General features: G+C 73.5%; 24 protein-coding genes. 16 read left to right on the top strand and 8 right to left on the bottom strand.

Features of this window, described 5'->3' with window-relative positions; all coding sequences use genetic code 11:
- The first annotated feature begins 45 nt into the window (after positions 1–45).
- Genes DS079_RS03730 through DS079_RS03720 form a run of 3 tightly spaced genes read left to right on the top strand, consistent with a single transcriptional unit; the run spans position 46 to position 2,916 of the window.
- Positions 46–825, top strand: a complete 780-nt coding sequence (locus tag DS079_RS03730; protein ID WP_126984915.1) for a DsbA family protein — start codon at positions 46–48, stop codon at positions 823–825.
- A gap of 1 nt (position 826) precedes the next feature.
- The gene (locus DS079_RS03725; RefSeq protein WP_126984913.1) at positions 827–1,705 is read left to right on the top strand and encodes a cytochrome c biogenesis CcdA family protein; all 879 of its coding nucleotides are present in this window, start codon (positions 827–829) and stop codon (positions 1,703–1,705) included.
- On the top strand, positions 1,702–2,916 hold the full coding sequence (locus tag DS079_RS03720; RefSeq protein ID WP_126984911.1) for an outer membrane protein assembly factor BamB family protein: 1,215 nt from the start codon (positions 1,702–1,704) through the stop codon (positions 2,914–2,916). Before DS079_RS03725 ends, DS079_RS03720 begins: the two co-directional genes overlap by 4 nt.
- A 28-nt stretch (positions 2,917–2,944) precedes the next feature.
- On the opposite strand, the gene DS079_RS03715 is transcribed toward DS079_RS03720, so the two are convergent.
- The 4 genes from DS079_RS03715 to DS079_RS03700 all read right to left on the bottom strand — a co-directional run bounded on the left by DS079_RS03715 (position 2,945) and on the right by DS079_RS03700 (position 6,505).
- A complete protein-coding gene (locus DS079_RS03715) occupies positions 2,945–3,958 on the bottom strand; it encodes a M56 family metallopeptidase (RefSeq protein WP_126984908.1) in 1,014 nt (337 codons plus the stop codon).
- Positions 3,955–4,368: a BlaI/MecI/CopY family transcriptional regulator gene (locus DS079_RS03710; protein WP_241237525.1), complete on the bottom strand. Its 414-nt coding sequence runs from the start codon at positions 4,366–4,368 to the stop codon at positions 3,955–3,957. The genes DS079_RS03715 and DS079_RS03710 overlap by 4 nt, the downstream gene beginning before the upstream one ends.
- On the bottom strand, positions 4,365–4,925 hold the full coding sequence (locus tag DS079_RS03705) for a hypothetical protein (RefSeq protein ID WP_126984906.1): 561 nt from the start codon (positions 4,923–4,925) through the stop codon (positions 4,365–4,367). The genes DS079_RS03710 and DS079_RS03705 overlap by 4 nt, the downstream gene beginning before the upstream one ends.
- 65 nt (positions 4,926–4,990) lie before the next feature.
- Positions 4,991–6,505, bottom strand: a complete 1,515-nt coding sequence (locus DS079_RS03700; RefSeq protein ID WP_126984904.1) for an amidohydrolase — start codon at positions 6,503–6,505, stop codon at positions 4,991–4,993.
- A 102-nt stretch (positions 6,506–6,607) separates the two neighbouring features.
- On the opposite strand from DS079_RS03700, the gene DS079_RS03695 reads away from it, so the two are divergent.
- From DS079_RS03695 to DS079_RS03670, 6 genes are all read left to right on the top strand, one after another.
- Entirely contained in the window at positions 6,608–7,579 is a 972-nt protein-coding gene (locus DS079_RS03695) for an ABC transporter ATP-binding protein (protein WP_126984902.1), read from the top strand.
- Positions 7,580–7,641: 62 nt separating this feature from the next.
- Complete coding sequence (locus DS079_RS03690) at positions 7,642–8,442, top strand: ABC transporter permease (RefSeq protein WP_126984900.1); 801 nt, start codon at positions 7,642–7,644, stop codon at positions 8,440–8,442.
- A gap of 13 nt (positions 8,443–8,455) precedes the next feature.
- Positions 8,456–9,607, top strand: coding sequence for a sensor histidine kinase (locus DS079_RS03685; RefSeq protein ID WP_241237524.1), 1,152 nt, complete (start codon positions 8,456–8,458; stop codon positions 9,605–9,607).
- Complete coding sequence (locus DS079_RS03680) at positions 9,604–10,227, top strand: response regulator transcription factor (RefSeq protein WP_126984896.1); 624 nt, start codon at positions 9,604–9,606, stop codon at positions 10,225–10,227. Before DS079_RS03685 ends, DS079_RS03680 begins: the two co-directional genes overlap by 4 nt.
- 33 nt (positions 10,228–10,260) lie before the next feature.
- Positions 10,261–11,199 carry a Na+-dependent transporter gene (locus DS079_RS03675; RefSeq protein ID WP_126984894.1) on the top strand — a complete coding sequence of 313 codons (939 nt, stop codon included), beginning with the start codon at positions 10,261–10,263 and terminating at the stop codon, positions 11,197–11,199.
- 96 nt (positions 11,200–11,295) lie between these two features.
- Complete coding sequence (locus DS079_RS03670) at positions 11,296–13,110, top strand: ABC transporter ATP-binding protein (protein WP_126984892.1); 1,815 nt, start codon at positions 11,296–11,298, stop codon at positions 13,108–13,110.
- Here DS079_RS03670 and DS079_RS03665 read toward each other — a convergent pair.
- Entirely contained in the window at positions 13,100–14,026 is a 927-nt protein-coding gene (locus tag DS079_RS03665) for an arsenic resistance protein (protein ID WP_126984890.1), read from the bottom strand. The genes DS079_RS03670 and DS079_RS03665 overlap by 11 nt on opposite strands.
- Positions 14,027–14,118: 92 nt before the next feature.
- Here DS079_RS03665 and DS079_RS03660 point away from each other — a divergent pair, with 92 nt between their 5' ends.
- From DS079_RS03660 to DS079_RS03640, 5 genes are all read left to right on the top strand, one after another.
- Positions 14,119–15,339 carry an SPFH domain-containing protein gene (locus DS079_RS03660; RefSeq protein ID WP_126984888.1) on the top strand — a complete coding sequence of 407 codons (1,221 nt, stop codon included), beginning with the start codon at positions 14,119–14,121 and terminating at the stop codon, positions 15,337–15,339.
- Between the two features lie 31 nt (positions 15,340–15,370).
- Entirely contained in the window at positions 15,371–16,723 is a 1,353-nt protein-coding gene (locus tag DS079_RS03655) for a TFIIB-type zinc ribbon-containing protein (RefSeq protein ID WP_224765440.1), read from the top strand.
- Between the two features lie 42 nt (positions 16,724–16,765).
- Positions 16,766–17,086, top strand: a complete 321-nt coding sequence (locus tag DS079_RS03650) for a hypothetical protein (RefSeq protein WP_126984886.1) — start codon at positions 16,766–16,768, stop codon at positions 17,084–17,086.
- Between the two features lie 2 nt (positions 17,087–17,088).
- Positions 17,089–18,756 (top strand): FAD-binding dehydrogenase, encoded by a 1,668-nt coding sequence (locus DS079_RS03645; protein WP_126984884.1) that lies wholly within the window; start codon positions 17,089–17,091, stop codon positions 18,754–18,756.
- 65 nt (positions 18,757–18,821) lie between these two features.
- Positions 18,822–19,076 (top strand): addiction module protein, encoded by a 255-nt coding sequence (locus DS079_RS03640; protein WP_126984882.1) that lies wholly within the window; start codon positions 18,822–18,824, stop codon positions 19,074–19,076.
- Positions 19,077–19,108: 32 nt separating this feature from the next.
- On the opposite strand, the gene DS079_RS03635 is transcribed toward DS079_RS03640, so the two are convergent.
- Both DS079_RS03635 and DS079_RS03630 read right to left on the bottom strand, forming a co-directional pair.
- Positions 19,109–19,351 (bottom strand): hypothetical protein, encoded by a 243-nt coding sequence (locus DS079_RS03635; protein WP_126984880.1) that lies wholly within the window; start codon positions 19,349–19,351, stop codon positions 19,109–19,111.
- Between the two features lie 107 nt (positions 19,352–19,458).
- Entirely contained in the window at positions 19,459–20,340 is an 882-nt protein-coding gene (locus DS079_RS03630; protein ID WP_126984878.1) for an NAD(P)-dependent oxidoreductase, read from the bottom strand.
- Positions 20,341–20,411: 71 nt separating this feature from the next.
- Between DS079_RS03630 and DS079_RS03625 the strand changes: the two genes are divergently transcribed.
- Together DS079_RS03625 and DS079_RS03620 are read left to right on the top strand one after the other, a co-directional pair.
- Positions 20,412–21,632 (top strand): endonuclease/exonuclease/phosphatase family protein, encoded by a 1,221-nt coding sequence (locus DS079_RS03625; RefSeq protein ID WP_126984876.1) that lies wholly within the window; start codon positions 20,412–20,414, stop codon positions 21,630–21,632.
- Positions 21,629–22,489, top strand: a complete 861-nt coding sequence (locus tag DS079_RS03620; RefSeq protein ID WP_126984874.1) for a sulfurtransferase — start codon at positions 21,629–21,631, stop codon at positions 22,487–22,489. Before DS079_RS03625 ends, DS079_RS03620 begins: the two co-directional genes overlap by 4 nt.
- 12 nt (positions 22,490–22,501) lie before the next feature.
- Here the strand turns inward: DS079_RS03620 and DS079_RS03615 are convergent, their stop codons facing one another.
- On the bottom strand, positions 22,502–24,295 hold the full coding sequence (locus DS079_RS03615; protein ID WP_164736083.1) for an alpha/beta hydrolase: 1,794 nt from the start codon (positions 24,293–24,295) through the stop codon (positions 22,502–22,504).
- Between the last annotated feature and the right edge of the window lie 10 nt (positions 24,296–24,305).

Below are 24,305 nucleotides of genomic sequence, written 5' to 3'. Positions count from 1 at the left end.
GGAATAGTGGCGCTCGACCGTTCTCCCGACCCGACCGGAGGCACCATGGCCCGCGCCGACCGATCCGAAACGACGCCGTCCGCACTCGGCGGCGTCCTACGTCGCTGGGCGGTCCCGCTGGGGATCGTGGTCGCCGTCTCCGCCCTGATCATCGGGGTGTTCTGGATGCAGCAGGACCCGTCGGAGCCGCCCGCTCAGGGCGGTGCGACCGGCACCCCGAGCGCCGACGCTCCGGCGGCCGTCGAGCACCCGGAGTCGGTGGCCGCTCCCGATCTCAGCTCCGAGGAGGGCAGGGACCCCGACGACCTGCTCGCCGAGGGACCGGCCGACGCCCCGGTCGTGCTGGTGGTGTTCTCGGACTACCAGTGCCCCTACTGCGCGAAGTGGTCCGACGAGACCCTGCCGGAGCTGCGGGAGTACGTCGAGCGCGGCGAGCTGCGGATCGAGTACCGGGACGTGAACATCTACGGCGAGGACTCCGAACGCGCCGCCCGCGCGAGCCTCGCGGCGGCTATGCAGGGGAAGCACGCCGAGTACCACGCCCGGCTCTTCGAGGACGGCGAGATCCGCTCCTCCGGCGAGCTCGACCGCGAGTCCCTGGTCGCGCTCGCCGAGGAGCTCGGGCTGGATGCCGAGCAGTTCGAGGCCGACATGGACTCCGAGGAGGTCGAGACCACGATCGCCGAGAACGCCCAGCAGGGCATCGAGCTCGGCGCGATGTCCACCCCCGCCTTCATCATCGGCGGCACACCGACCGTCGGCGCGCAGCCCACCGAGGTGTTCACTCAGATGGTGGACGAGGCGCTGGCCGAGAGCGAGGGCTGAGATGGAGGTCGGACTGCTCACCGCCTTCCTCGGCGGGGCGCTCGCACTGCTCAGCCCCTGCGGGGCGCTCCTGCTGCCGGGATTCTTCGCCTCCACCGTGACCTCGCGGGCGGCGCTGCTCCCGCACGCGCTGGTGTTCTACCTCGGCCTCGCGGTGACGCTGGTCCCGCTCGGCATCGGTGTGGGGGCGCTCGGTGCGCTCGTGGCCGGGCACCGCACCCTGCTGATCGGGCTCACCTCCGCGGTGCTGGTGCTGCTCGGCGCGCTGCACGCCCTGGGCCTCGGCTTCGACCTCGGCCGGGTGCTGCCGGGCTTCGACCGGCTCCAGCGGCGCTCCACCCGCGGCTCCGGGCTACCCCGCAGCTTCGTGCTCGGAGCCGTCGGCGGGATCGCCGGGTTCTGCGCGGGGCCGATCCTCGGCGCCGTGCTCACCCTCGCCATGGGGCAGGGGAGCATGTTCCTGGCCGGGATCCTGCTGGCCGTCTACGGCGCCGGCATGGTGGTGCCGCTGACCCTCCTCGCGGCGGTCTGGAACCGGCTGGGGGAGCGGGGGCGCAGCAGGCTGCGCGGACGCGAGTTCACGCTGCTGGGGCGGCGCCTGCACACCACGACCTTCGTCACGGGGCTCGTGATCATCGCGCTCGGCATCCTGTTCTGGGCCACCAACGGCCTGGTCAGCCTGCCGTCGCTCGTGCCCACCAGCACCCTCGCCCGCTGGCAGTCGAGCAGCGCCGGGCTCGACGACCCCCTCGTGCAGGTCGCCGTGATCGCCGGTCTGGGCATCCTGGCCCTCGTGCTGTGGTGGCGGTGGGACCGCCGTCGACGGAAGGCGGAGGACGCCCCTGCCACCATCACCCTCACCCCGGGGCGTCGGCCATGAGGCGCCGGGACGTCCTCGCGGCGCTGCCCCTGGGCCTGCTCGGCCTCGCCGCATGCGGCCCGGAGGAGAGCGGGCCCGAGACACCGACGGCCCCGCCCCCGGTCGAGCACACCGAACCCGTGCAGGTGGGCGAGCGCGCCGACGTGGTCGAGCACACCGAGCTGCGGCTCCCGCTCGAGATGACCCCGATGATCGTCGTCGATCCCGGCTGGACCGCCGTCCCGCTCCAGCTGGACGGCATCTTCCTCGGCTACCGCGAGGAGGAGGCCCATCTGCGGTTCCTCGCCGTCGACCAGGACGGCACCGTGCTGTGGCGGGCGGACCGCCCGCTCAGCTGCACCGGGTTCGTGCTCACCCGGGGCCCGCAGGGCGCACCGGTGGCCGTGCTCGCCGACCTCGCCGAGGCCACCGGGGACGAGCTCCCCGCGACGACGCTCACCGGCTACGACCTGCGCACGGCCGAGCCGCTGTGGGGACCGGTCGGGGCGCTCGGCCCGCAGGCCGCCCCGGGCCTGGTCCACGCGGCACCGACCGATCAGCCGATGGGCGAGGGAGGCCCGCGCACGGCGCTGTCCGGCGCCACCGGGGAGCCGCTGCTGCGGGAGGAGGACCTCGCCGGCGGCCGCATCCTCGGCGAGCACCTGGGCACGGTCGTGCACCTGGCGGGCTCCGAGCTGCGGGCGAGCGGCGCCGACGGCGAGGAGCTCTGGAGCATCCCGCTGCCCGCCGGCATCGAACCGTCCCGGGCACGGCTGCTCGGCGACATCGACCCCACCACCTCCTTCGCCGTGGTCACCGACCAGGACTCCCACGGCGCGGTCGTCGACCTCGCCGACGGGCGCGTGATCGCCCGTGACGCGAACGTCGTCGCCCGCGATCACGTCCTCGAGACCACCGTCGTCGTCTCCGGCACGACCGTGCGCGGACTCGAGGACGACGGCACCGAGAAGTGGACCCACGAGGACTCCGAGCCGCTCCAGCTGCTCAGCGCCGGGGAGCGCCTGGCCTACGCTGTCCGCCCCGAGGAGGGCACGCTCGTGGTGCTCGACACGAACCGCGGCGTGATGGTCCAGCCCTACGACGTGGACCAGGAGGGGCCGCTCGCCGTGCCCCAGCGGTTCTCGGCGGACTCCGCGGCCGCCGTGCGGGTCCAGGAGCGGCACTTCCTGGTCACCACCGAGTTCGACGAGGAGTACGGCCTGCGGGGATGACCGGCTGAGCGGCCCGGTCCCCGCATGCTCACAGCGGCACGGCGCAGCCGTCCAGCAGCAGCGCCGCGTACGGCGCGACGAGGGTGAGAGCGGAGAGGGCCAGCACGGCGAGCAGGGCGGCGAGGGTGGTGGCCGGCACCAGCGCCGAACGCGCGGCGGCGGGGGAGACCAGGTGCCCGATCCGATCCGGGCCGCTGCCGGCCGGTCCGGTCGCGTGCAGCAGGGCGCCCGGCGCCGTCGCGAGGGGCGCCGACGGCGCGGCGGCGCCGACCTCGGCGAGCCGCAGCAGCGCACTGGCCAGGGCCGGCGTGCCGCTGCGATGGCGCGAGACGTCATCCGCGGCGATCTCCAGCAGATGCGGCACCGTGGTCGCGACCGCGTCGAACAGGGGGATGATCCGCAGCGGGCCCGTCAGCGCGGCCAGCACGGCGAGCACCGTGTGATGGTGCTGGGCCAGATGCGCCTGCTCGTGCGCGAGGACCGCGCGGAGCTCGCGCGACGGAAGCGAGTCCAGCAGGCCGCGGGAGATCACGATGCCCCCGTGGCGGCGCGGCAGCGCGAACGCGAGCGGTGCCCGGTCCGGGACGAGCAGCACCGGGTGCCCGGCGACGACGGTGCGCGAACCCGTCGTCCGGACCTGGGCGAGGACCGACCGGCTCGACGCCGCCCGGCGGAGCAGACCGCGCACGGCGAGGGCACCCATCAGCGCCGTCCCGGCCAGCGGGAGCATCACCAGCACGGCCATCGGCACCGGCAGGTGGATCGGGCCGCCGGTGGAGAACGGGCTCGCGGCGGAGAGGCAGCGCTGGCAGACATCGGCGGCGGCGCCGGCGAGCAGCTGCGGCCCGCGGGCCAGGCCCGCCAGGGCCACGCTGAGCACCACCGCCGCGACGGACCACACCGCCAGCGTGCCGAGCAGCAGCGCGGAGGCCAGGCGCGGCGCGCGCACCAGCACGGGGGTGCTCCAGCGCACCAGACGGCGACCGCCCAGCGCGAGGACGACGAGCGCGAGCGCGAAAAGGACGAACAGGCCGACGGTCACGGCGCTGCCGATCCGGACCCCGGGGTGCCGCCGGCGTCCATGTCGTCGAGGTAGCGGCGCAGCAGCGCCGTCTCGCGCTCGTCCATGCTGCGGACGAAGTGGAGGATCGAGGCGCCGCGGTCGTTGCTGCTCGACAGCGCCTGCTCCATCAGCCGTGCCGCGTGCTCGGAGCGCGGATGGCGCGGCCGGTAGCGCACGGAACGGCCCTTCCGGCTCGCGGTCACCAGGTCCTTGCGCTCCAGGTTCGTGAGCACCGTGGCGATCGTGGTGTAGGCGTGATGGCCGCCCAGGCCGGTGATCAGCTCACGGATCGTCCGCTCGTCGTGGGCCCACAGCTGCTCCATCACCTGCTGCTCCAGCGGCCCCAGCCGCACCTGGTCGAAGGGGTGGGAGCCCTCGGCGCCGCTCACAGGGCGGCCGCCCGGCGGGAACGGGCCGCGGCGGGCAGCGGGCAGGCGACCTGGCCCCGCAGGCGGGAGACCACGGCGATCAGTGCGAGTGCCAGGGCGAGGGCGGCCAGGAAGGGCTGCGCCGGCGCGAACCAGGTCAGCGCCCCGCCGTACCCGAGGGCGAGCAGCGCGAGCTTGTTGCACACCGGGCAGCCGACCGCGAACCAGGCCAGCATCCCGGCGGCGGTGCCGGTGCGCGCGTCCCGGCGCTCACCGACCTCGACCGAGCTCGCCTCCCGGGAGCCCCGACCCTCCGCAGGGGCCACGTAGGTGGCGATGAGCAGGCCCATCAGCGCGGAGGTGAGAATCCAGACGGGGTAGTTCCAGGCGAGGGTGGGGATGTCGCGGGAGAAGAGCGAGTTCGGGATCAGCACCGTGGCCACGCCCATCACGACCGCGACGGCGGTCCCGGCGACCACGGCGGTGAGCACCTGCCGGGGCCCCCAGGCGCGCAGCGCGGCGGCGGCGAGGCGGAGCGTCTCCCCGAGGCGTCGGGGCCATCGAGAGATCTGCGGCATGGCCCCACTATGCCCCATCCATTACTACCGTGCATAGTCGATCGGGGGAGGCGCTGCCCACGCCGTCAGCGGCCGATGGACGGGACGCCGGCCACGACGGTCTCGAGCACGTGCGTCTCCCGCAGCCGTTCCGCGGCCTCCCGGGCCGCGGCCTCGACCATCAGCCCGTCGGCCCCCAGGGGCACGTCGGCGAAGGGGTCGCCCTCCAGCAGCACCACGTCGCCGACGCCGCCGGGTCGCAGGGAGGTGATCCCGTCGGTCGAGGCGGCGAGCGCCTCGCGCGGCTGGAGCTGCTGCTCGGGGTGCCAGCCCGGGCGCTCGTCGGCGCTGCGGTGCACCGCCGCCGCCATCGCCAGCCACGGATCCAGGGGCGCGACCGGGGCGTCGGAGCCCAGGGCGAGCGGCACCCCCGCCGTCAGCAGGTCCCGCAGCCGGAAGGCCTGCCCTCCGTGGCCGGGCCAGACCGCCTCGGTGGCGTCGCGGTCGTCCAGCAGATGTGCGGGCTGCACGGACGCGGTCACGCCGAGGGCGGCCATGGCGGCGATGTCGTCGTCGGTGAGCATCTGCGCGTGCTCGATCCGCGCACCGAGGCCGACGGCACGGATCGCCGCGAGAGCGACCTGCGCGGCGGCGTCCCCGATCGCGTGCACCGCCGCGGTGAGGCCCTGCGCCCGCGCCCGCACGAGCGCGTCGCGCAGCGCCTCCGGGCCCACGCTCAGCACGCCCCGGCCCGCGTAGCCGTGACCGTCGGTGTACGTCTCGCGGGTGTACGCGGAGTGCGAGCCGAGCGCCCCGTCGACGATCACCTTCAGCGGCCCCATCGTCACCAGGCCCCGCTCCTCGAGCGGTGTGCCCGTGGGGCCGGGCGCGGCGGCGAGCTCCTCGGGGTAGACGGCGGTGCGGATCCGCATCCGCGGCGACCGCTGCGGCCAGACCTCCCAGGGCCGGCCCCACTCCATGTCCACCAGGCCCACCACCCCGCGCTGCAGCGCCTGGCGCTGCATCATCGCCGAGCCCGTCGCCACCGCATCGGCGACCCCCGGCAGCTCCGGCAGGCGCGGGGCCAGCACGAACCACTCCTCCTCCGCGACGATCCCGTCACGGGGCGGCAGGCCCAGCGCCCGCAGCGCCGCCGAGTTCATCCAGGCATGGTGCGCGTCCCCGCCGATCAGCACCGTCGGGACCGAGCCGGTCGCCTCGTCCAGCATCGGCACCGTGGGCTGCACGGCGAAGTCCACCAGGCGGTGGCCGAAGCCGATCAGCGCCTGCACCGGATCGACGGCGGTCTCGCGGCGGGAGGCGAGCTCGGCCCGCACCAGCTCGAGGATCACGCCCACGCTGCCCGCCCCGGAGGTGTCCAGCCGGGCATGCGCCTGGGCGAGCTGCCCGGAGTGGACGTGCTGGTCCCACAGCCCGGGGATCGCGAGCGCCCCGCCCCCGTCGAGGACTTCCTCGCCCGGGGCGGGGGACAGCCCCGCGGCGAGCTCGGCGATCACGCCGTCGCGGATCCGCAGGTCCACCGGCGCGTCAGGGGCTCCGCCCGTGGCGGCGTCGAACGGCCGCACCTGTCTGATCAGCACCGATCCAGAGTAGCCCGCGCCCCAGGGGGCATGACGACTGTCATGGGCGCGAGGTGATCACGGGGACTGGGGTGAGGGCCCCGCAGCCAGGAGCCTGGAGCCATGACCACGACTCGACGCGCCCCCGAGACCCCCACCCCCGAGACCACCGCCGACCCCGCGACCGGCACCGCGATCAGCCTCGCCGGCGTGCACAAGCGCTACGGCGACGTCCGCGCGCTCGACGGCCTCGACCTCGAGATCCGCGCCGGGGAGATCGTCGCCCTGCTGGGTCCCAACGGCGCCGGCAAGTCCACCGCCATGGAGATGATGGTGGGCCTGGCGAGCCCCGACACCGGACGGGTGCGCATCCTCGGCACCGATCCGGCTACCGCCACCCGCACCGGGCTGATCGGCACCATGCTCCAGGCCGGAGCGCTGCTGCCTGACCAGTCCGTCCGCTCGATGCTGCGGATGCTCCACTCCCTGCAGGCCCACCCCATGCCGATGGCCGAGGTCATCGCCCAGGCCGACATCGCCGACCTGGTCACGCGGAAGATGGGCGCGCTCTCCGGCGGCCAGGCGCAGCGGGTCCGCTTCGCGATCGCCCTGCTCGGCGATCCGCAGGTGCTGCTGCTGGACGAGCCCACCGTCGGCATGGACGTCGGCGCCCGGCGCGCCTTCTGGGACCAGATGCGGTCCGTCGCCGCCACCGGGCGCACCGTCGTCTTCGCCACCCACCACCTCGAGGAGGCCGAGCGAGAGGCCGCCCGCGTCGTGGTCATGGATCGCGGTCGCGTGGTCGCCGACGGCACCGGCACCGAGATCAGCGCCCTCGTCGCCGGTCGGGTGATCACCCTGCGCGGCGTCGCCCCGGCACGGATCGCGCAGCTGCCCGGCGTCCGCGGCGCCGAGGTGGACGAGACCGACCCGAGCCGCGTGCGGGCCCACTGCTCGGACTCCGACCGGGCGCTCGCCGCACTGTTCACCTCGGAGCTCGCCGCCGACGTCCACGAGGTCCTGGTCTCCGCGCCCGGCCTCGAGGAGGCCTTCCTCCGCATCACCGACCACACCGACGAGGAGACGCAGCGATGAGCACCGACGCCCACCCGGCCTCGACCACCTCACCCGCCCCGACCCGACCGAGGAGCGCCGCCATGACCGCCGCACCCACCACCGCCCTCAGCTCCGCGAGGCCGCGCACCGCCGCCGCCCCGTCGGCCGCGACCCGCACCGTCCGCTACGCGCTGCACACCACGCGGATGACCGTCACCAACGTGATGTTCATGCTCTTCACCATCGCGATGCCGGTGGGCATGTACTTGCTGTTCGGGATGATGTTCGGCGACCAGGGCGGGGGTGATGCCCAGGGGATGATCATGGTGAACATGGCCGCCTACGGCGGGCTCGGCGCCGCCGTCACCGCCGGCACCCAGATCCAGGAGGACCAGCGCAGCGGTTTCCTGCGCCAGCTGATCGTGGCCGGATTGTCGCCGCGCTCCTTCCTGGTGGGTTCCGTGATGGCCGCGAGCGCCGTCATCGTCCCGGCCCTGCTCGCCGTCGGCGTCGTCGGGATCGCCTCCGGCGTCGAGGTGAGCGTCGCGACGTTCCTGGCCACCATCGCGGTGCTCTGGCTGGGGCTGCTGCCCACCATCCTGATCGGCATCGTGCTGGGCATGGTGCTCAAGGGCGGCACCGCGATGGCCGGCGGCGTGATCACCATGATGGCGATGGCGATCTTCGGTGGGCTGTGGATGCCGCTGGAGATGTTCCCGGGATGGATGCAGCAGATCGGGCACGCGATCCCCACCTACTGGATCTCGCAGCTGGGCACCTGGTCGCTGCAGGGCGGCGAGGTCCCGGTCACCGGCCTGCTGGTGATCGGCGCCTGGACCCTCGGGCTCGGTGTGCTGTGCGCTGTCAGCCTGCGCCGCGCCGTGGGTCTGACCCGGCGCTGACACAATGACCCTCATGCAGACGCCGGAGGCGACGGACCGGGAGACCTGGGTGCACGGCACCCCGGCCGAGGCCGCGGCACGCCCCGTCACCCCGCGCGGGATCCTCCGAGCGGCGAAGGACTCGGGCGGGCTCGCGTTCTCCCTCCCGCCGGTGATGTTCGTGCTGATCCCCATCGTGCTCGCCTGGCAGGAGGCGCCCGGTCCCGCCGCTGCGCTGGTCACGGCGATGCTGCTGCTGTACGCGGCGCTGTTCGTCACCACCTGCGGCATCGGCCTGTACCCGCTGAAGGTGCGACTGATCTGGTTCGCGCTCTGCACCGGGGTGCTGCTGGCACTGATCCCGCTCCTCGGCCCGAACGTGCTGTTCATGGTGATGTTCCAGGCCATGACGCACGTGCTGCTGCTGCCGTGGCGCTGGGCGCTGCCCTCGATGCTGCTGATGAGCCTCACCGTGCTGGTGCTCGCCTTCGTGCTCCGGGTGCCGATCGCCGCGGGCCTGGCGGTGATGGGCACCGTGATGGCCTGGGGCATCGGCTACGGGGTGCGCCAGCAAATGCTCCAGGAGGAGCTCGAGGCCGCCCAACAGCGCAACGCCGTCCTCGCGGTCGCCGCGGAGCGCGAACGGATCGGCCGGGACCTGCACGACCTCGTGGGCCATTCCCTCACCTCGCTGACCATCTCCGCCCAGCTCGCCCGCCGCCTGCTGGACAAGGACCCCGAGGCGGCCCGTGCCCAGCTCGAGCACATCGAGACCACCACCCGCCAGGCGCTCGCCGACGTGCGCGCCACCGCCTCCGGCATGCAGACCGTGCGCGCCGCGACCGAGATCGCCTCCGCCCGCACCGTGCTCGGCACCGTCGGGATCCAGGCCGAGGTCCCCACCGCCCTGCCGCCCCTGCACGAGGACCTCGCCGAGCTGTTCGGCTACGTCATCCGCGAAGGAGTCACCAACATCGTGCGCCACTCCCGCGCCACGCGCGCCCGGATCACCGTCGAGGAGGACGCGGTGACCGTCGCCGACGACGGCATCGGCATCCCCCACGGCGCCTCCCGCAGCGGCCTGCAGGGCCTCGAGGCCCGCGTCGTGCTCGCCGGGGGACGGCTCCGGGTCGAGACCTCCGAGACCGGCACCACCCTGAGGGCGACCATGGACCGGGCGGCATGATCCGCGTCGCCGTCGCCGACGACCAGGCCATCCTCCGCGGCGGCCTCGCCGCCCTGCTGCGCCTGGAGCCCGACCTCGAGGTGGTGGGGGAGGCCGCGACCTGCGCCGGGACGCTCGACCTCGTCGAGGAGCGGCGCCCCGACGTGCTCCTGCTGGACGTCCAGATGCCCGCCGGCGCCGACGGCGCACCGGCCGACGGGATCGGCGTGGCCGAGCAGCTGCAGGGCATCGACGGCGCCCCGCGGATCATCGTGCTGACCACCTTCGGCCGGGCCGGCTACCTGCGGCGCACGATGGAGGCCGGGGCCGGCGGGTTCATGGTCAAGGACACCCCCGTCGAACGGCTCGTCGACGCGATCCGCCGCGTCCACCAGGGGCTGCGGGTCGTGGACCCCGAGCTCGCCGCGCAGTCCCTCGCCGTCGGCCCGAGCCCCCTGACCGCGAAGGAGACCGAGGTGCTGCAGGCCGCGGCAGTCGGCGGCACCACCGCCGCGATCGCCGGGCGGCTGTTCCTCTCCGAGGGGACGGTGCGCAACCACGTCTCCGCCGCGATCGGGAAGCTGGGGGTCGCGAACCGGGCAGAGGCCGTGAGGACCGCCTCGGACAACGGCTGGATCTGAGCCCCTGCCTCCGGTGACGCGTAGTCTGCCGGGGTGGATGCGATCGAGGCTCTGCTCGGCGCGCTGATCGACATCAGCGTGCCCGCCTTCGCGATCGCCTCCATGCTCTCGATGGGGCTGCGCACCCCGCTGCGCGCCTTCCGCGACCAGCTGCGGGACCGCCGCACCGTCCTCGCCGTCCTCGGCGCGAACTTCGTCGTCGTCCCGGCCGTCGGCACCCTGCTCATCTGGTTGCTCGCCGGCCTGCTGCCCCACCACACGGGGGAGGGGTTCGTCATCGCGCTGTGCGCGGCCGGCGCCCCGTTCGTGCTGCAGCTCGGGGCGATGGCCCGCATCCCCTACGGCGAGACCGCGGGGCCGATGGCGGTGCTGCTGCTCGGCTCGATCGCCTTCATGCCGCTGGTGGTGCCCTTCCTCCTGCGGGACGTCGAGGTGCACGGCTGGTCCGTCGCCCAGCTGCTGCTGGGCACGATGCTCTCCCCGATGATCGCCGGCATCGTCATCGCCGCGGTCTGGCCGGGACGCGCCGATCTCTTCGCCCGGATCGCGGGCGGCGTCGCCGCGGTCTCGGCGGTGCTGATGTTCCTCTCCGGCTTCGGCGCGAACTCAGGCCTTGTGCTGGACCTGCTGCTCTCCCCGGTGCTCCTCGTCGCCGCGGGTCTCGTCGCCCTCGCCTTCGCGGCGGGCCGCTTCGCCGGCGACCTCGCCGGGGACACCCTCACCGTCCCCGACGGTCCCGCGATCCTCACCAGCCAGCGCAACATCGCCGCCGCGCTGCTGGTCGCGCGCACCGGCGCCGAGGGCAGCGCGCAGACCGGCTCGATCGTCGTCGCGATCCTGCTGCTGAGCGCCGTCGGCTTCGTGATGCTCGTGCCCTATGCGCTCGCCACCGGCTACGTCCGTCGACGCCGCGCGGGGGAGCGGGCCACGCTCGCGGTGCTGCTGGGGATCGTCGGACCGAAGGACGACTGAGCAGGCACGAGGGAGCCGGGCGTTTCGCTCAGGGCGTCGCGCCCGGGTGAGGCGGCCCATGGACCGCGCCGCACCGCCTCCGTAAGGTGGTGGGACGTGGCATCCCTCCTGCGCATCGTGCGCTTCACCCGTGCTCTCGCCCCGCTGTACACCGCGATCATCCTCTGCTCGGTGCTCACCGCGGCGGCGGCCCTCGCCGTCCCCTTCCTGATCGGCCATGCGACCGACACGGTCGCTGGGGCCGTCGGCGGGCAGACCCCTACCGGCACCGCCGTCCGCGCCGTGGTGCTGATCGCGGCCGCGGTGCTGGTCGCGGAGCTGTTCAACACCGTCGTGTCGAACATCGGCGGCTGGTACGGCGACGTGATGAGCAACCGGATGCGCACGATCCTCTCGGTGCGCTACTACGACAAGCTCCTCCACCTGCCCCAGCGCTGGTTCGACGGGGAGATCACCGGCACGATCGTGGCGCGGCTGAACCGCTCGATCACCGAGATCACCAACTTCGCGAAGATGATGTCGAACTCCTTCGCGTCGATGCTCATCACCACGGTCGCGGTGCTCGCGATCAGCGCCTGGTACGCCTGGCCGCTGACCGTGCTGCTGCTGATCGTGTTCCCGCTGTACGTGTGGCTGACCTCGCTCACCTCCGTGAAGTGGCAGCGGCTCGAGGGGGAGAAGAACGAGCAGGTCGACATCGCCTCCGGCCGCTTCGCCGAGGTCGTCGGCCAGATCCGGGTCGTGAAGTCCTTCGTGCGCGAGCGCTCGGAGCTCGAGGACTTCCGTCGTCGCTTCTGGTCCACCGACGCCACCACCCGCGCCCAGTCCACGCACTGGCACCGCATGGACGTGATCCGACGCGCGGTGCTGAACCTCGTGTTCTTCGGCATCTACGTGATCATCTTCGTGCGCACCGTCCAGGGCGCCTTCACGCTCGGCGAGATGGTGCTGCTGGTGCAGCTGATGAGCATGGCCAAGGCCCCGGTGGAGTCGATGAGCTGGGTGATCGACTCCTCCCAGCGCGCCATCGCCGGGTCCAAGGACTACTTCCGCGTGATGGGGACCGAGGTCGACCCGCGCACCGCCGCGATGCTCGCCCGGGCTGAGGACGACGTGCCGCCGCCGGCGATCGAGCCGGTGCCCGGCGCCCCGGTGGTCCGCTTCCGGGACGTGTCCTTCGCGTACGAGGACGGGGAGGACGTGCTGCACGGGATCGACTTCTCCGTCGCCCGCGGGGAGAAGATCGCGCTGGTCGGCGAGTCCGGCGGCGGGAAGTCCACGATCGTGAACCTTCTGCTGGGCCTGTACGAGCCGCGCGCGGGCGAGATCGAGGTGGTGGGACGCACCAGCACCGAGCTGCCGCTGGACGAGCTGCGCTCCCGCATCGGCGTCGTCTTCCAGGACGCCTCCCTGTTCTCCGGCACGCTGCGGGAGAACATCGCCTACGGCCGGCCCGGCGCGAGCGACGAGGAGGTCGCCGACGCGGCCCGCCGCGCGAACGCCGACGGCTTCGTGCGCCGCTTCCCCGGCGGCTACGAGCAGGTGATCGGCGAGCGGGGGCTGAAGCTCTCCGGCGGGCAGCGCCAGCGCATCGCGGTGGCGCGCGCGATCCTCAAGGACGCGCCGGTGCTCGTGCTCGACGAGGCGACCTCGGCCCTGGACACGAAGGCGGAGCGGCAGGTGCAGAAGGGCCTGGACGAGCTGATGGAGGGCCGCACCTCCCTGATCATCGCCCACCGCCTCTCGACGATCGCGGCCGTGGACCGGATCATCACGCTCGAGGACGGGCGGATCGACGAGATCGGCACCCCCGCCGAGCTCGCCGCCTCCGGGGGGATCTACGCCCAGCTGCTGGACCTGCAGAACAGCGGCGACCGCAAGCGCCTGGCACGGTTCGACATCACCGGCTGAGCAGCCGCGGCAGCACCCGCACCAGCACCACCATCCCGATCAGCTCGACGAGGGTCTGGGCGACCACGGCCGCCGGGGCGAGCGGGGTCGGCATCGCGAGCGCCAGCGGCAGCACCACGAGCGAGTTGCGGGTCGCGCCGGAGAAGGCCACGGCGGTGGCGGTGGGGGCGTTCAGGCGCAGCAGGCGCGCGATCAGCAGCCCGGCCGCCGCGGCGAGCACGAGGAAGGCCGCGTAGACGGGCACGAGGGCGAGCAGCGCGCCGCCCGCGCCGAGCACCCGCGGGGTCTGCGAGGCGGTGACCGCGAGCAGCACCAGGACCATCAGCGGCACCATCGCCGGGGCGAGGTCGAGGCGGGGGGCCAGGCGCTGCAGCAGCGCGGCGGCCAGCAGCGGCAGGAGCACCAGCAGCACGAGCGCCCGCACGAACGGGGCGGGGTCGATCGCGGACGACGCCGCGCCGCCCCCGAGCAGCGGCACCAGCACCGGCAGGGCGAGGATCTGCCCCAGCATCAGCAGGGGCGTGGCGGCCAGGAGCTTCTCGTGCGCGCCGCGGGCGAGCGCCGTGAACACCACGACGTAGTCGATGCACGGGGCGAGCAGCACCAGCAGCGCGCCGAGGAGCAGATCGGGCGAGCCGGCGAGCGGGCGGGTCAGGGCCCAGACGATCACGGGCACCACCAGGAGGTTCACCGCCAGCAGCGCGAGCAGGAAGCGGGGGCCTGCGAGGGCGGCGCTCAGGCGGGTGAGGGGGATGCCGTGGAAGGTCACCAGCAGCAGCGCGGCGATCGCGGGTTCGACGGCGAGCTCGAGCGCCGGGGCGGTGCCCGGCGCCGCGGCACCGATCAGGACACCGGCCGCGATCGCGGCGAGATAGAGGGGGACCTGGAGGCGCTCGAGCAGTTGCAGCAGGTCCATGCGGGGAACTGTATCCGGGCCCTCAGCGGACGCCCGGGGACGGGCGGTAGCATGGCCGCGATCACAACTTCGGGGGCGACGAAGGAGCTCACATGGGATTCATCCAGGCATTCAAGGGCGCGGTCGGCGGCATGCTCGCCGATCAGTGGAAGGACTTCCTCACCGTCCCGAACGGGCTGCCGCAGACGGCGGCGCTGTTCCCGGCGGTCGCGCAGGGCACCAACGCCGGCCGCGGCTCGAACACCCGCGGCTCCGAGAACGTCATCACCAACGGCTCGAAGATCCTCGTACCCCAGGGGTACGGCCTGATCACCGTGGTCGACGGCCGCGCGACCGGCCTGATCACCGAGGCTGGCGGCTACGAGTTCAACGACTCCTCCCCGGACGCCCGCTCCGTCTTCGCGGGCGACGACCTGCTCGCCTCGACCGTGGGCACCTCCTGGGAGCGCTTCAAGTACGGCGGCCGCCCCTCCTCGCAGCAGCTCGCCTTCTACGTGAGCCTCAAGGAGATCCCCGACAACCGCTTCGGCACCCAGTCGGAGATCTACTGGGACGACGCCTACCTCAACGCGCAGGTCGGCGCGATCACGCGCGGCTCCTACACGCTGCGGATCATCGACCCGCTGCTGTTCGTGCACAACTTCGTGCCCGCCTCGTTCATCTCCGCGAACGCGCCCGTGTTCGACTTCTCCGACCCTGACAACGCGGCCGGGAACCAGATGTTCCAGGAGGTCGTCGGCTCCCTCGCCCAGGCGTTCTCCCGCTACACGAACGATCCCGACAAGGGCAACCGCATCTCCCGCATCCAGGGCGACTCGGTCGGCTTCGCCCAGTCGCTCTCGGCCGCCGTCGAGGAGGGCTACCGCTGGTCCAGCGACCGCGGGCTCGCGATCGTGAAGACCGCGATCGTCTCGATCGAGTACGACCAGCGCACCCGCGAGCTGCTGGCCGACGTGCAGAAGGCCGACGCGCTCTCCGGCGCCCGCTCGCAGTCCTTCATGAACCAGGCCGCCGCGCGCGGCGTGCAGGCCGCGGGCGAGAACGGCGGCGGCGCGGGACTGGCGATGTTCGGGGCCGGCATGGGCGCCGCCGGCGGGATGGTCAACCCCGTCCAGCCGTGGGCGCCGCCCGGCCAGCAGGGCGCCCCGCAGCAGCAGGCCCCCGCCGAGGGGCAGCAGGCCCCGCAGCAGCAGGCCGCTCCCGCGCAGGAGGACCCCGTCGCGAAGCTCGCCCAGTACAAGCAGATGCTGGAGCAGGGGCTGATCAGCGAGGACGACTACGAGGCGGCGAAGAAGGCCGCGCTCGGCCTCTGAGCCGCGCCCGCACTCCCGGAGCACTCTCTCGATGACCTCACCCCCTCCGCAGGATCCGCAGGGCCCGCCGTGGGCGCGCCCGCCGCAGCCGCCCCGGGCCCCGCAGCCCGGAGGCGCGGCGTCGTCGAGCACCGACGCCCCGATGCTCGGGGACGAGGCCGTCGCGCGCGCCGCCGAGGCCGCCGCCGGCCACAGCTCCGAGCGGATCATCGACACGAGCTCCGGCCGTGACGACGGGCTGAACAAGTGCCCCCGCTGCGGCAGCACCGAGATCCAGTACTCGCTGACCGCGAAGGCGCTGGTGTGCTCGTACTGCCGCCACAGCTGGAACGAGGACATCGCCGAGCAGCGCTTCGGGCTCGACTCCTCGATCGCGGAGCTGCGCGGCCACACCATGGCCTCCGGCACCGCGGACGTGCGGGAGGACCTCACCACCGTGACCCTGAAGTGCCAGGGCTGCGGCGCGGAGATCGTCCTCAACGTCGACCAGCAGATGCAGGCCCGCTGCCACTGGTGCCGCCAGACCCTCTCGATCAACTCGCAGATCCCCAACGGCGCGGTGCCGGACGCGGTGCTGCCCTTCCTGCTCACCCGCGAGGAGGCGGTCGAGCGGATCGACGCCTTCGCCGGGAAGCGCAAGACCTTCGCGCTGGGCCGCTTCACGCAGGAGTTCGTGCCCGAGAACGTGATGGGCGTGTACATCCCGTATCTCGTGGTCGACGGGAACATGCACGCCGTGCTGCGCGGCACCGGCGAGGTCACCACCCGCGAGTACACGGTGCGGCGCCGCGTGGGCAAGGACAACTACGTCACCGAGACCTACTACGACGCGGACGTCTACGCCGTCCAGCGCGCCTTCGACCTGCTGGTCGACGACCTCACCGTCGAGTCCGCGAGCCGCTTCGACGCGGACGAGAACGAGGAGGCGACCAACAACATCCTCAACGCCGTCCAGCCCTACGACACCGAGAACGCGGTCACCTACAACTCGAACTACCTCAAGGGCTTCACCTCCGAGCGGCGCGACCTGAACGTCCGGGACGTCGACGCCGAGGTGGAGGACAAGTTCCTCGCGATCGCCCGGGCGAAGGCCACGCCCACCATCTCCCGCTACGACCGCGGGGTGCGCTGGAAGGAGGAGGGCGTGGCCGTGCACGGCACCCGCTGGGTGTCGATCTACGTTCCGGTGTGGCTGTACAGCTACGCCGACTCCGCCAAGGGCGAGGGCGCGCTCACCCACTACATCGCGGTCAACGGCCGCACCGGCACCACGATGGGCTCCGTGCCCGTCTCCCATCCGAAGATCTTCGCCGCCTCCTGCGCCGCGGGCGCCGTCGCCGCCGTGGTCGGCGCGCTCGCCGGCCTCGCCTACATGTTCTTCTGATGAGCACGCCGACCACGACCGACCACCCCCGAGGAGGCCCGCATGCACCCGCTGCTCGCTGAGATCGCCGCGGACCCGACCGCCGCGATGCTGCTGGCCGACTCCGGGGACGGCGCCGCCGGGATCGCCTTCCCCTTCCTGCTGGGACCGGCCGTGTTCCTGGGGACCTACATCGGCATCTACCGCTACTACCGCAACCGGGACAAGCGGCACGAGTTCGAGAAGAAGACCGACGTCGCAGTGGGCAACCTCCGCACCGGCGACCGGCGCGTCGGCAGCAACAACCGGCAGAAGAGCCGCACCATGTCCGGCGTCAACAGCCGCGACCATCTCGAGCGGGTCCGACGGATCAGGGTGGAGTGACCATGGAGGCCGAGGTGATCGTCGTCGGCGCCGGGCTGTCGGGCCTGGTCGCCGCGACCGAGATCGCCGACGGCGGAGGGCGCGTGCTGCTGCTCGAGCGCGAGGGGGAGCAGGACCTCGGCGCGCAGGCCTGGTGGAGCTTCGGAGGGCTGTTCCTCGTGGACAGCCCCGAGCAGCGCCGCCTCGGGATCCGCGACTCCCTCGAGCTCGCCCGTCAGGACTGGCTGGGCTCCGCCTCCTTCGAGGAGCCCGACGGCTCCGATGATCACTGGCCGCGCCGCTGGGCGGAGGCGTACCTGCAGTTCGCGGCGGGGGAGAAGCGCGAGTGGCTGCGGTCGATGGGGCACCGGCTCTTCCCCGTCGTCGGCTGGGCCGAGCGGGGCGACGGCCGCGCCGAGGGGCACGGCAACTCCGTGCCCCGCTTCCACCTCACCTGGGGGACGGGGCCGGGCCTCGTCGAGCCCTTCGCCCGGCGTCTCGCCGCCCACCGCGAGGCGGGGCGGATCGCGCTGCGCACCCGGCACGCGGTGGAGGACCTGCTGGTGGAGGAGGGACGCGTGGTCGGGGTGCGCGGCAGCGTGCTCGCGGACGACGACTCCCCACGCGGTGCCGGCTCGACCCGCGAGGTCGTCGGCGACTTCGAGGAACGGGCCGCGGCGGTGCTCCTCGCGACCGGCGGGATCGGCGGGAATGAGGAGCTGGTGCGCTCGCTGTGGCCCGAGGAGCTCGGCACCATGCCGGAGGGCTTCGTGCACGGGGTGCCGGCGAGCGTGGACGGCTCCGGGATGCTCGCCGCCGAGCGGGCCGGGGCGCGCTGGATCCACCGTGACCGCATGTGGCACTACACCGAGGGGATCCGCAACTGGGACCCCGTCTGGCGCGGCCACGGGATCCGGATCCTGCCCGGACCGTCCTCGCTGTGGATCGACGCGTGCGGCCACCGCCTGCCCGCCCCCGCCTATCCCGGCTTCGACACCACGGGCACCCTGCGCCATCTGCGCACCACCGGCCACGACCACTCCTGGTTCGTGCTGACCCGGAAGATCATCGAGAAGGAGTTCGCGCTCTCCGGCAGCGAGCAGAACCCGGACCTCACCGGCAAGGACTGGAAGCAGGTGCTCGGACGGGTGCGGCCCGGCGCGCCCGGCCCGGTGCAGGCCTTCCTCGACCGCGGCGAGGACTTCCTCCAGGCCCGCGACGTAGAGGGGCTCGTCGACCAGATGAACGCGCTGGTGGGGGAGGACCTGATCGACGCCCGTGCGCTCGAGCGCACGATCCGTGCCCGGGACGCCGAGGTGGGCAACCGCTTCTCGAAGGATGCCCAGATCACCGCTCTGCGCGGCGCGCGCGGCTATCTCGGCGACCGCCTGATCCGCACCGCCTCCCCGCACCGGCTGCTCGATCCCTCGGCGGGTCCGCTGATCGCGGTGCGCCTGCACGTGCTGCTGCGCAAGACCCTCGGCGGTCTCGAGACGGATCTCGGCGGTCGCGTGCAGCGCGAGGGCGTCCCCGGCGGCGGGTCGCTGCCCGGCCTCTACGCGGCCGGCGAGGCGAGCGGCTTCGGGGGCGGCGGCATCCACGGCCACAACGCGCTCGAGGGCACCTTCCTCGGCGGCTGCCTGTTCTCCGGCCGGCAGGCCGGGCAGGGGATCCTCGCGGACCTGCGCTGAAGCGCACTGTCCACAAGAAGGTCCGCGCACTGGTACAGGGTGAACGAGCTTCGTAGACTCGAGGTATGGGACTGGAGATCGCGGAGGTGGAACGAGCGCTGTTGGCGCTCGACCCCGAAGCGCGCGCCGAGGTCATCCGGCGGGGTCTGCGGAGCCTTGACGAGGGGTACGCAGCTCCGGAGGGAACGGTCGCCGCCGACGAGTGGCGCGATGAGCTGAAGCGCCGTGCCGACGACGTCGTCGAAGGCCGTGTGGAGCTGGGGACATTCGCCGCCACGAAGGCAGAGTTCGAGCGTCGTCATCCCCGTACCGCGCAATGACGGACCCGGTCCGCGAGCACCCGTCCGCAGGATCAGAGCTCCTCGCCGCCGCTGAGTACTACGAAGGCCTGGTGCCAGGCCTCGGACACGAGTTCATGATCAGGGTCGCCGAAGCGGTGCGGAGCATCGGTGCTGGACCCGAGAGCTGGCCGCCGGTCGCCGACGCCGGCGGCGGGGTCGTCGCACGGCGCAGATCTGTACGGGCCTTCCCCTACAGCGTCGTCTACATCCACCATCGCGCCGAGATCGTCATCCTGGCGTATGTCCATGACCATCAGCGACCGGGATACTGGCGCGGCCGTGCAGCGGGGTCTGCTGACGGATGAGCGGCTCAGGCCGTGGAGATCAGCCGCGCGACGCCCCTTCGGTCTGACCCGAGGCCTCACTCCCCGGTGCGCTCGGCACCCTCCAGCAGGATCGTCGAGAAGTCGTCCTCGCCGTGGCCGGCGGCGATCTCCGCGTCGAGCGAGGCCAGGGCGCCGCGCAGCGCGGGCAGGTCGCTGCCGGGGCGAGACGAGCCGTCGGACGCAGCGCCGTCGACGGTGTCGATCATCAGCCGGGCGTCCTTCGCGATGGCGTCCGCAGTGAAGTCCCCTCCCTCGGTCGAGCGCTCCCCGCGCACGAACGGCCCCTTCATCCCCGCGATGAACGCGAGCCCGGTGGCGCCGAGCATGTCCAGGGTCGCCTCCGCGGAGGTGCCGGTCGCCTCTCCGAGGGCGAGCGCCTCCCGCAGGCCCTGCGCGGAGACGGCCAGGGCCAGGTTCGCCAGCAGCTTCCCGACGGCGGCCTCGCGGCCGGAGCCGACGCCGCGCAGGCGCTCCGGATCGGCCCAGGGGGCGACGAGGTCGAGGACCTGCTCGCGCCGCCCGTCGTCGGGGGTGCCGACGTAGACGCCGAGCGTGCCGCTGCGGGCCGGGCCCAGGGTGCCGACCACGGGCGCGCCCACGTAGGAGGGGACGGCGTCGGCGAACTCCTCGGCGTCGGCGGGGGAGACGGTGGTGGTGTCCACCCAGGTCACGCCGGCCGGGATCAGGGACGGGGCGATCACCGTCTCCCGCACCGCGTCGGGGCCGAACAGCGAGGTGACGACCAGCTCGGCGTCCGCGACGGCCTCGGCGGCGGTGGAGGCGACCGCGGCGCCCGCCTCGGCGAGGCGCTGCGTGCGGGAGGCGGTGCGGTTCCAGACGGTGAGCTCGTGGTCGGGGAGCAGATGCAGGGCCAGCTCGGTGCCCATGCGGCCGGTGCCCAGGAACGCGATTCTCATGCCGCCAGTGTGCCACTGGGCCGTCCACAGCGGCCTGTCGTCCGGCCCCGGGAACGTGCACAATGGAAGTCATGACTCCTCGCCTCTCCCGTCGCCGGGCGCTCGTCGCCGCCGCCGCTGCCGGGCTCGGACTGCCCGCCGCCGCCACCGCCACCGCCGCGGAGCCCGCGCGTCGGGGCGGTCCGTTCCAGTCGCTGCGCGCCGCGACCTTCAACGCCTCCCTGAACCGCGGCCGGGAGGGGCAGCTGCTCGAGGACCTCGCCACCGGGAAGGACGCCCAGATCCGGGCGGTCGCCGAGGTCATCCAGATCAACAGCCCCGACATCCTGCTGCTCAACGAGTTCGACCACGACGACGAGGGACGCGGCGTGGACCTCTTCCGCGAGAAGTACCTCGAGGTGCCGCAGAACGGGCAGAGCCCCGCCTTCTACCCCTACGCCTTCACCGCCCCCGTGAACACGGGCGTGCCCTCCGGCCTGGACCTGAACCGCGACGGCACCGTCGGCGGCCCGGACGACGCCTGGGGGTTCGGCCAGTTCCCCGGCCAGTACGGGATGGTGGTCCTCTCCCGCTACCCGATCCTCGCCGATCAGGTGCGCACCTTCCAGAACCTGCGCTGGGCGGACATGCCGCACAACCTGCTGCCCACCGAGTTCTACGGGCCGGAGATCTCCCCGCAGCTGCGGCTGAGCTCGAAGTCGCACTGGGACGTGCCGGTGCAGATCGGCACGGACGTCCTCCATGTCCTCGCCGCCCACCCCACCCCGCCGAGCTTCGACGGCCCCGAGAAGCGCAACCAGCGACGCAACCACGACGAGATCCGGCTGTGGGTGGACTACCTCCAGCCCGGCCGTCGCTCGCAGTGGATCGTCGACGACGCCGGGACGCGCGGCGGCCTGGAGCCCAGCGCCCCCTTCGTGATCCTCGGCGACTTGAACTCCGATCCGGCCGACGGCGACTCCTGGCCCGGCGCGATCGAGCAGCTCCTGCGCCATCCCCGCGTCCAGGACCCGAAGCCCAGCAGCGACGGCGCCGTGGAGGCGGCCGAGACGCAGGGCGGCGCGAACGCCGAGCACGGAGGCGAGGCGCGGTACGACACCGCCGACTTCGCCGAGCCCACCCCGGGGAACCTCCGCGTCGACTACGTGCTGCCCGCCCGCGGGCTGCAGATCGCCTCCTCGGCCGTGTACTGGCCGCGCCGGGGCGAGCCGGGCAGCGAGCTGACCGGCAGCCACCCCTTCCCCACCTCCGATCACCGCCTGGTGCGGGTGGACCTGCAGGTGAAGGCGTGAGCCCGACCTCCGCCCCGCTCCTCGACGTCGCCGCGCTGCACGCGCTGATCGACGAGATCGGGCAGGAGGGTCGCCCCCTGGTCCTGCTCGACGTGCGCTGGGCGCTCGACGGCAGCAAGGGCGAGCACGACCACCTCGCCGGGCATCTCCCCGGCGCGGTCTACGTCGACCTCGGCACCGAGCTCGCGGCCCCGGCGCGCCCCGAGGCGGGCCGTCACCCGCTGCCCGACCCCGCGGACTTCGCCGCGACCCTGCGCCGTCTCGGCGTCACCGAGGGCTCCCGCATCGTCGCCTACGACGACACCGACGGCGGCCCCGCCGCCCGCCTGGTGTGGATGCTGCGCGCCCTCGGCCACGAGGCCTCCGTGCTCAGCGGCGGCCTGCACGCCTGGAACGGACCGCTCGAGAGCGGGCCCGTCACCCCGGAGCCCGGGGACGTGCCGGTGCGGGACTGGCCTGCGGACCGGATCGCGAGCGCCGACGAGGTCGCGGAGCTCGCCGCCTCCGAGGAGGCCGTCGTGATCGACGCCCGCGCCCCCGAGCGCTATCGCGGCGAGGTCGAGCCGATCGACCCGCGCGCCGGCCACGTGCCCGGCGCCGTGAACCTGCCCTATGCCGGCAACCTCGATCCGGAGCGGCGCTTCCTTCCCCCCGAGGAGCTGCGGGAGCGCTTCGAGGCCGCCGGCGTCACGGCGGACGGCGAGGCGGTCGTGTACTGCGGCTCCGGCGTCACCGCCACCCACGACCTGCTCGCGCTCGAGGCCGCGGGCTTCCCGCGGGTGCGGCTCTTCCCCGGCTCCTGGTCGCAGTGGAGCGCGGACCCCGAACGGCCCGTCGCGGTCGGCCCGAACCCCTGAGCCCCTTCCCGCTCACGCTCCCGGGTTGATCTCCCGGATCGCCGCGATGATCTCGCGGTGCCGGCGTCGCTGCGCGGGACGCTGCTCCTCGGGCACGTCCTGGCCCAGCACCGCCGCCCAGATCGGGACCATCTCCTCGCGGTACGAGTGCCCGTGCCCGCCCGGCGCCGCGATCGACAGCGGCATGTCCGAGGCGATCTGCCAGAAGGTGATCCACGGGAACCAGCGCATCGCCGGGGTGACGTCGTGCCCCACCCGTTCCTGCAACCAGGCCGGCTCCCGCCACAGCAGCGAGGGATCGAACCACACCACCGGGTCCGAGGGATGCTGGGCGAAGACCACGCGGGGGCTCTGCCACGGCACGTACAGGCCGCCCCAGTAGTTGCGGTGCAGGTCGCGCGGTCGGGTGACCACGCGGACGTGCCGCCCGTCGTCGATGATCGGCGCGACCGCGGGGGAGCCGGGCCGGGCACGGGAGGTCAGCTGCTCCCACAGCGGGGTGAAGCTCGGGGTGCCCGTCCACACCGCCCCGTCGACCGTGCGCAGCAGCTCGGGCAGGTCGCGGAACGCGGCGGTGCCGCCGAAGGCGCCCAGCGACTCGCCGGCCACGTACAGGCGCGGACGCCGCTCAGGCGGGAGCTGCGCCATCCGGCGCCGCACGCCCTGGACCAGCAGCGCGCCGGCGCGCTGCGGGGAGCGGCGGTCGGCGAGATAGGTGAGGGGGCTCGGGAAGTACGAGTACTGGAGGGAGGCGGTCGCGCAGTTCCCCGCGGTGAGGAACTCGATCGCGGACAGCGACCACTCCTGCAGCCAGCCGGTGCCGGTCCCGGTGAACAGCACCAGCACCTCCCGGTCCCAGGCGCCGGTGCGGTCCAGCTCCGCGATGACCGCGTCGACGGTGTCCTCGAGGGTGCGGGAGCCGGACTTCGCGGCATACACGCGGATCGGCTCGGCCGCCTCACGGCCGACGGTGCGGGAGATCGTGGCCGCCTCCGCGCCGGCGGAGACGATCTTGCGGCCCGGCGCGCCGAGGGACTGCCAGGTCTCCAGCGAACCCGGCCCGCCCGAGCGCAGCGCGGAGGTGGGGCGGGGCACGTCGGGGGAGATCAGCCGATTCGCGGCGTCGGCCCGCTCGATCATGCCCTCGAGCACCCGCCCGCGGATCAGCCGGTCCACCACCACCGCGACCGTCGCGGCGGTCAGCAGCAGCGAGGCGACGCCGACCACCCGCGCCGGCAGGTAGGGACGCAGCAGTGAACGGTAGAAGTGCGCGGTCGCGACGGTGGACCGGGCGGCGACGAGCGCGGCGAGGGAGAACCCGGCCCCGGCCGCCGTGCCGACCAGGTGCGTGGCGAGGTTCTTGGGCTCCTGGTGGACCAGATGGCTGATCTCCCGCTGCCGCATCACCCCTCGCACCCACGAGTAGGCGGTGATGCCGACGAGAGCGCACGCCCCCGCCCAGCGGGCGCGGCGGCGATGGTCCGGGGCGATGTCCACCTCGAGGCCGATCGCGGCGCCGGCGCGGCGCACGGCACCGCCGGCGAGGGCGCCGGCGGCGTAGCCGTAGACCTCCGACAGCCCGATGTTCGCCGCCCACATCCACCAGGTGCGGGGCAGCAGGCTCGGGGAGGTCGAGATCCATGCGGTCAGCGAGGCGCCGAGGAAGCCGCCGGTGTCCAGCGGGGCGGCGATCGCCGAGCGGCGCGCCCCGCGACGCGCCCGGCGGGTGGTGCGTCGCAGCGCTCGCGCGGCGCCGCCGGTGAGGCCGGTCAGGGAGGACAGTGCGGAGGCGGGGCCGAAGCGCATGGGGGAAGGC

This window comes from Brachybacterium paraconglomeratum, assembly GCF_003994255.1.
Taxonomy (GTDB): Bacteria; Actinomycetota; Actinomycetes; order Actinomycetales; family Dermabacteraceae; genus Brachybacterium; species Brachybacterium conglomeratum.
This window is presented reverse-complemented; position numbering and strand designations above follow the sequence as displayed.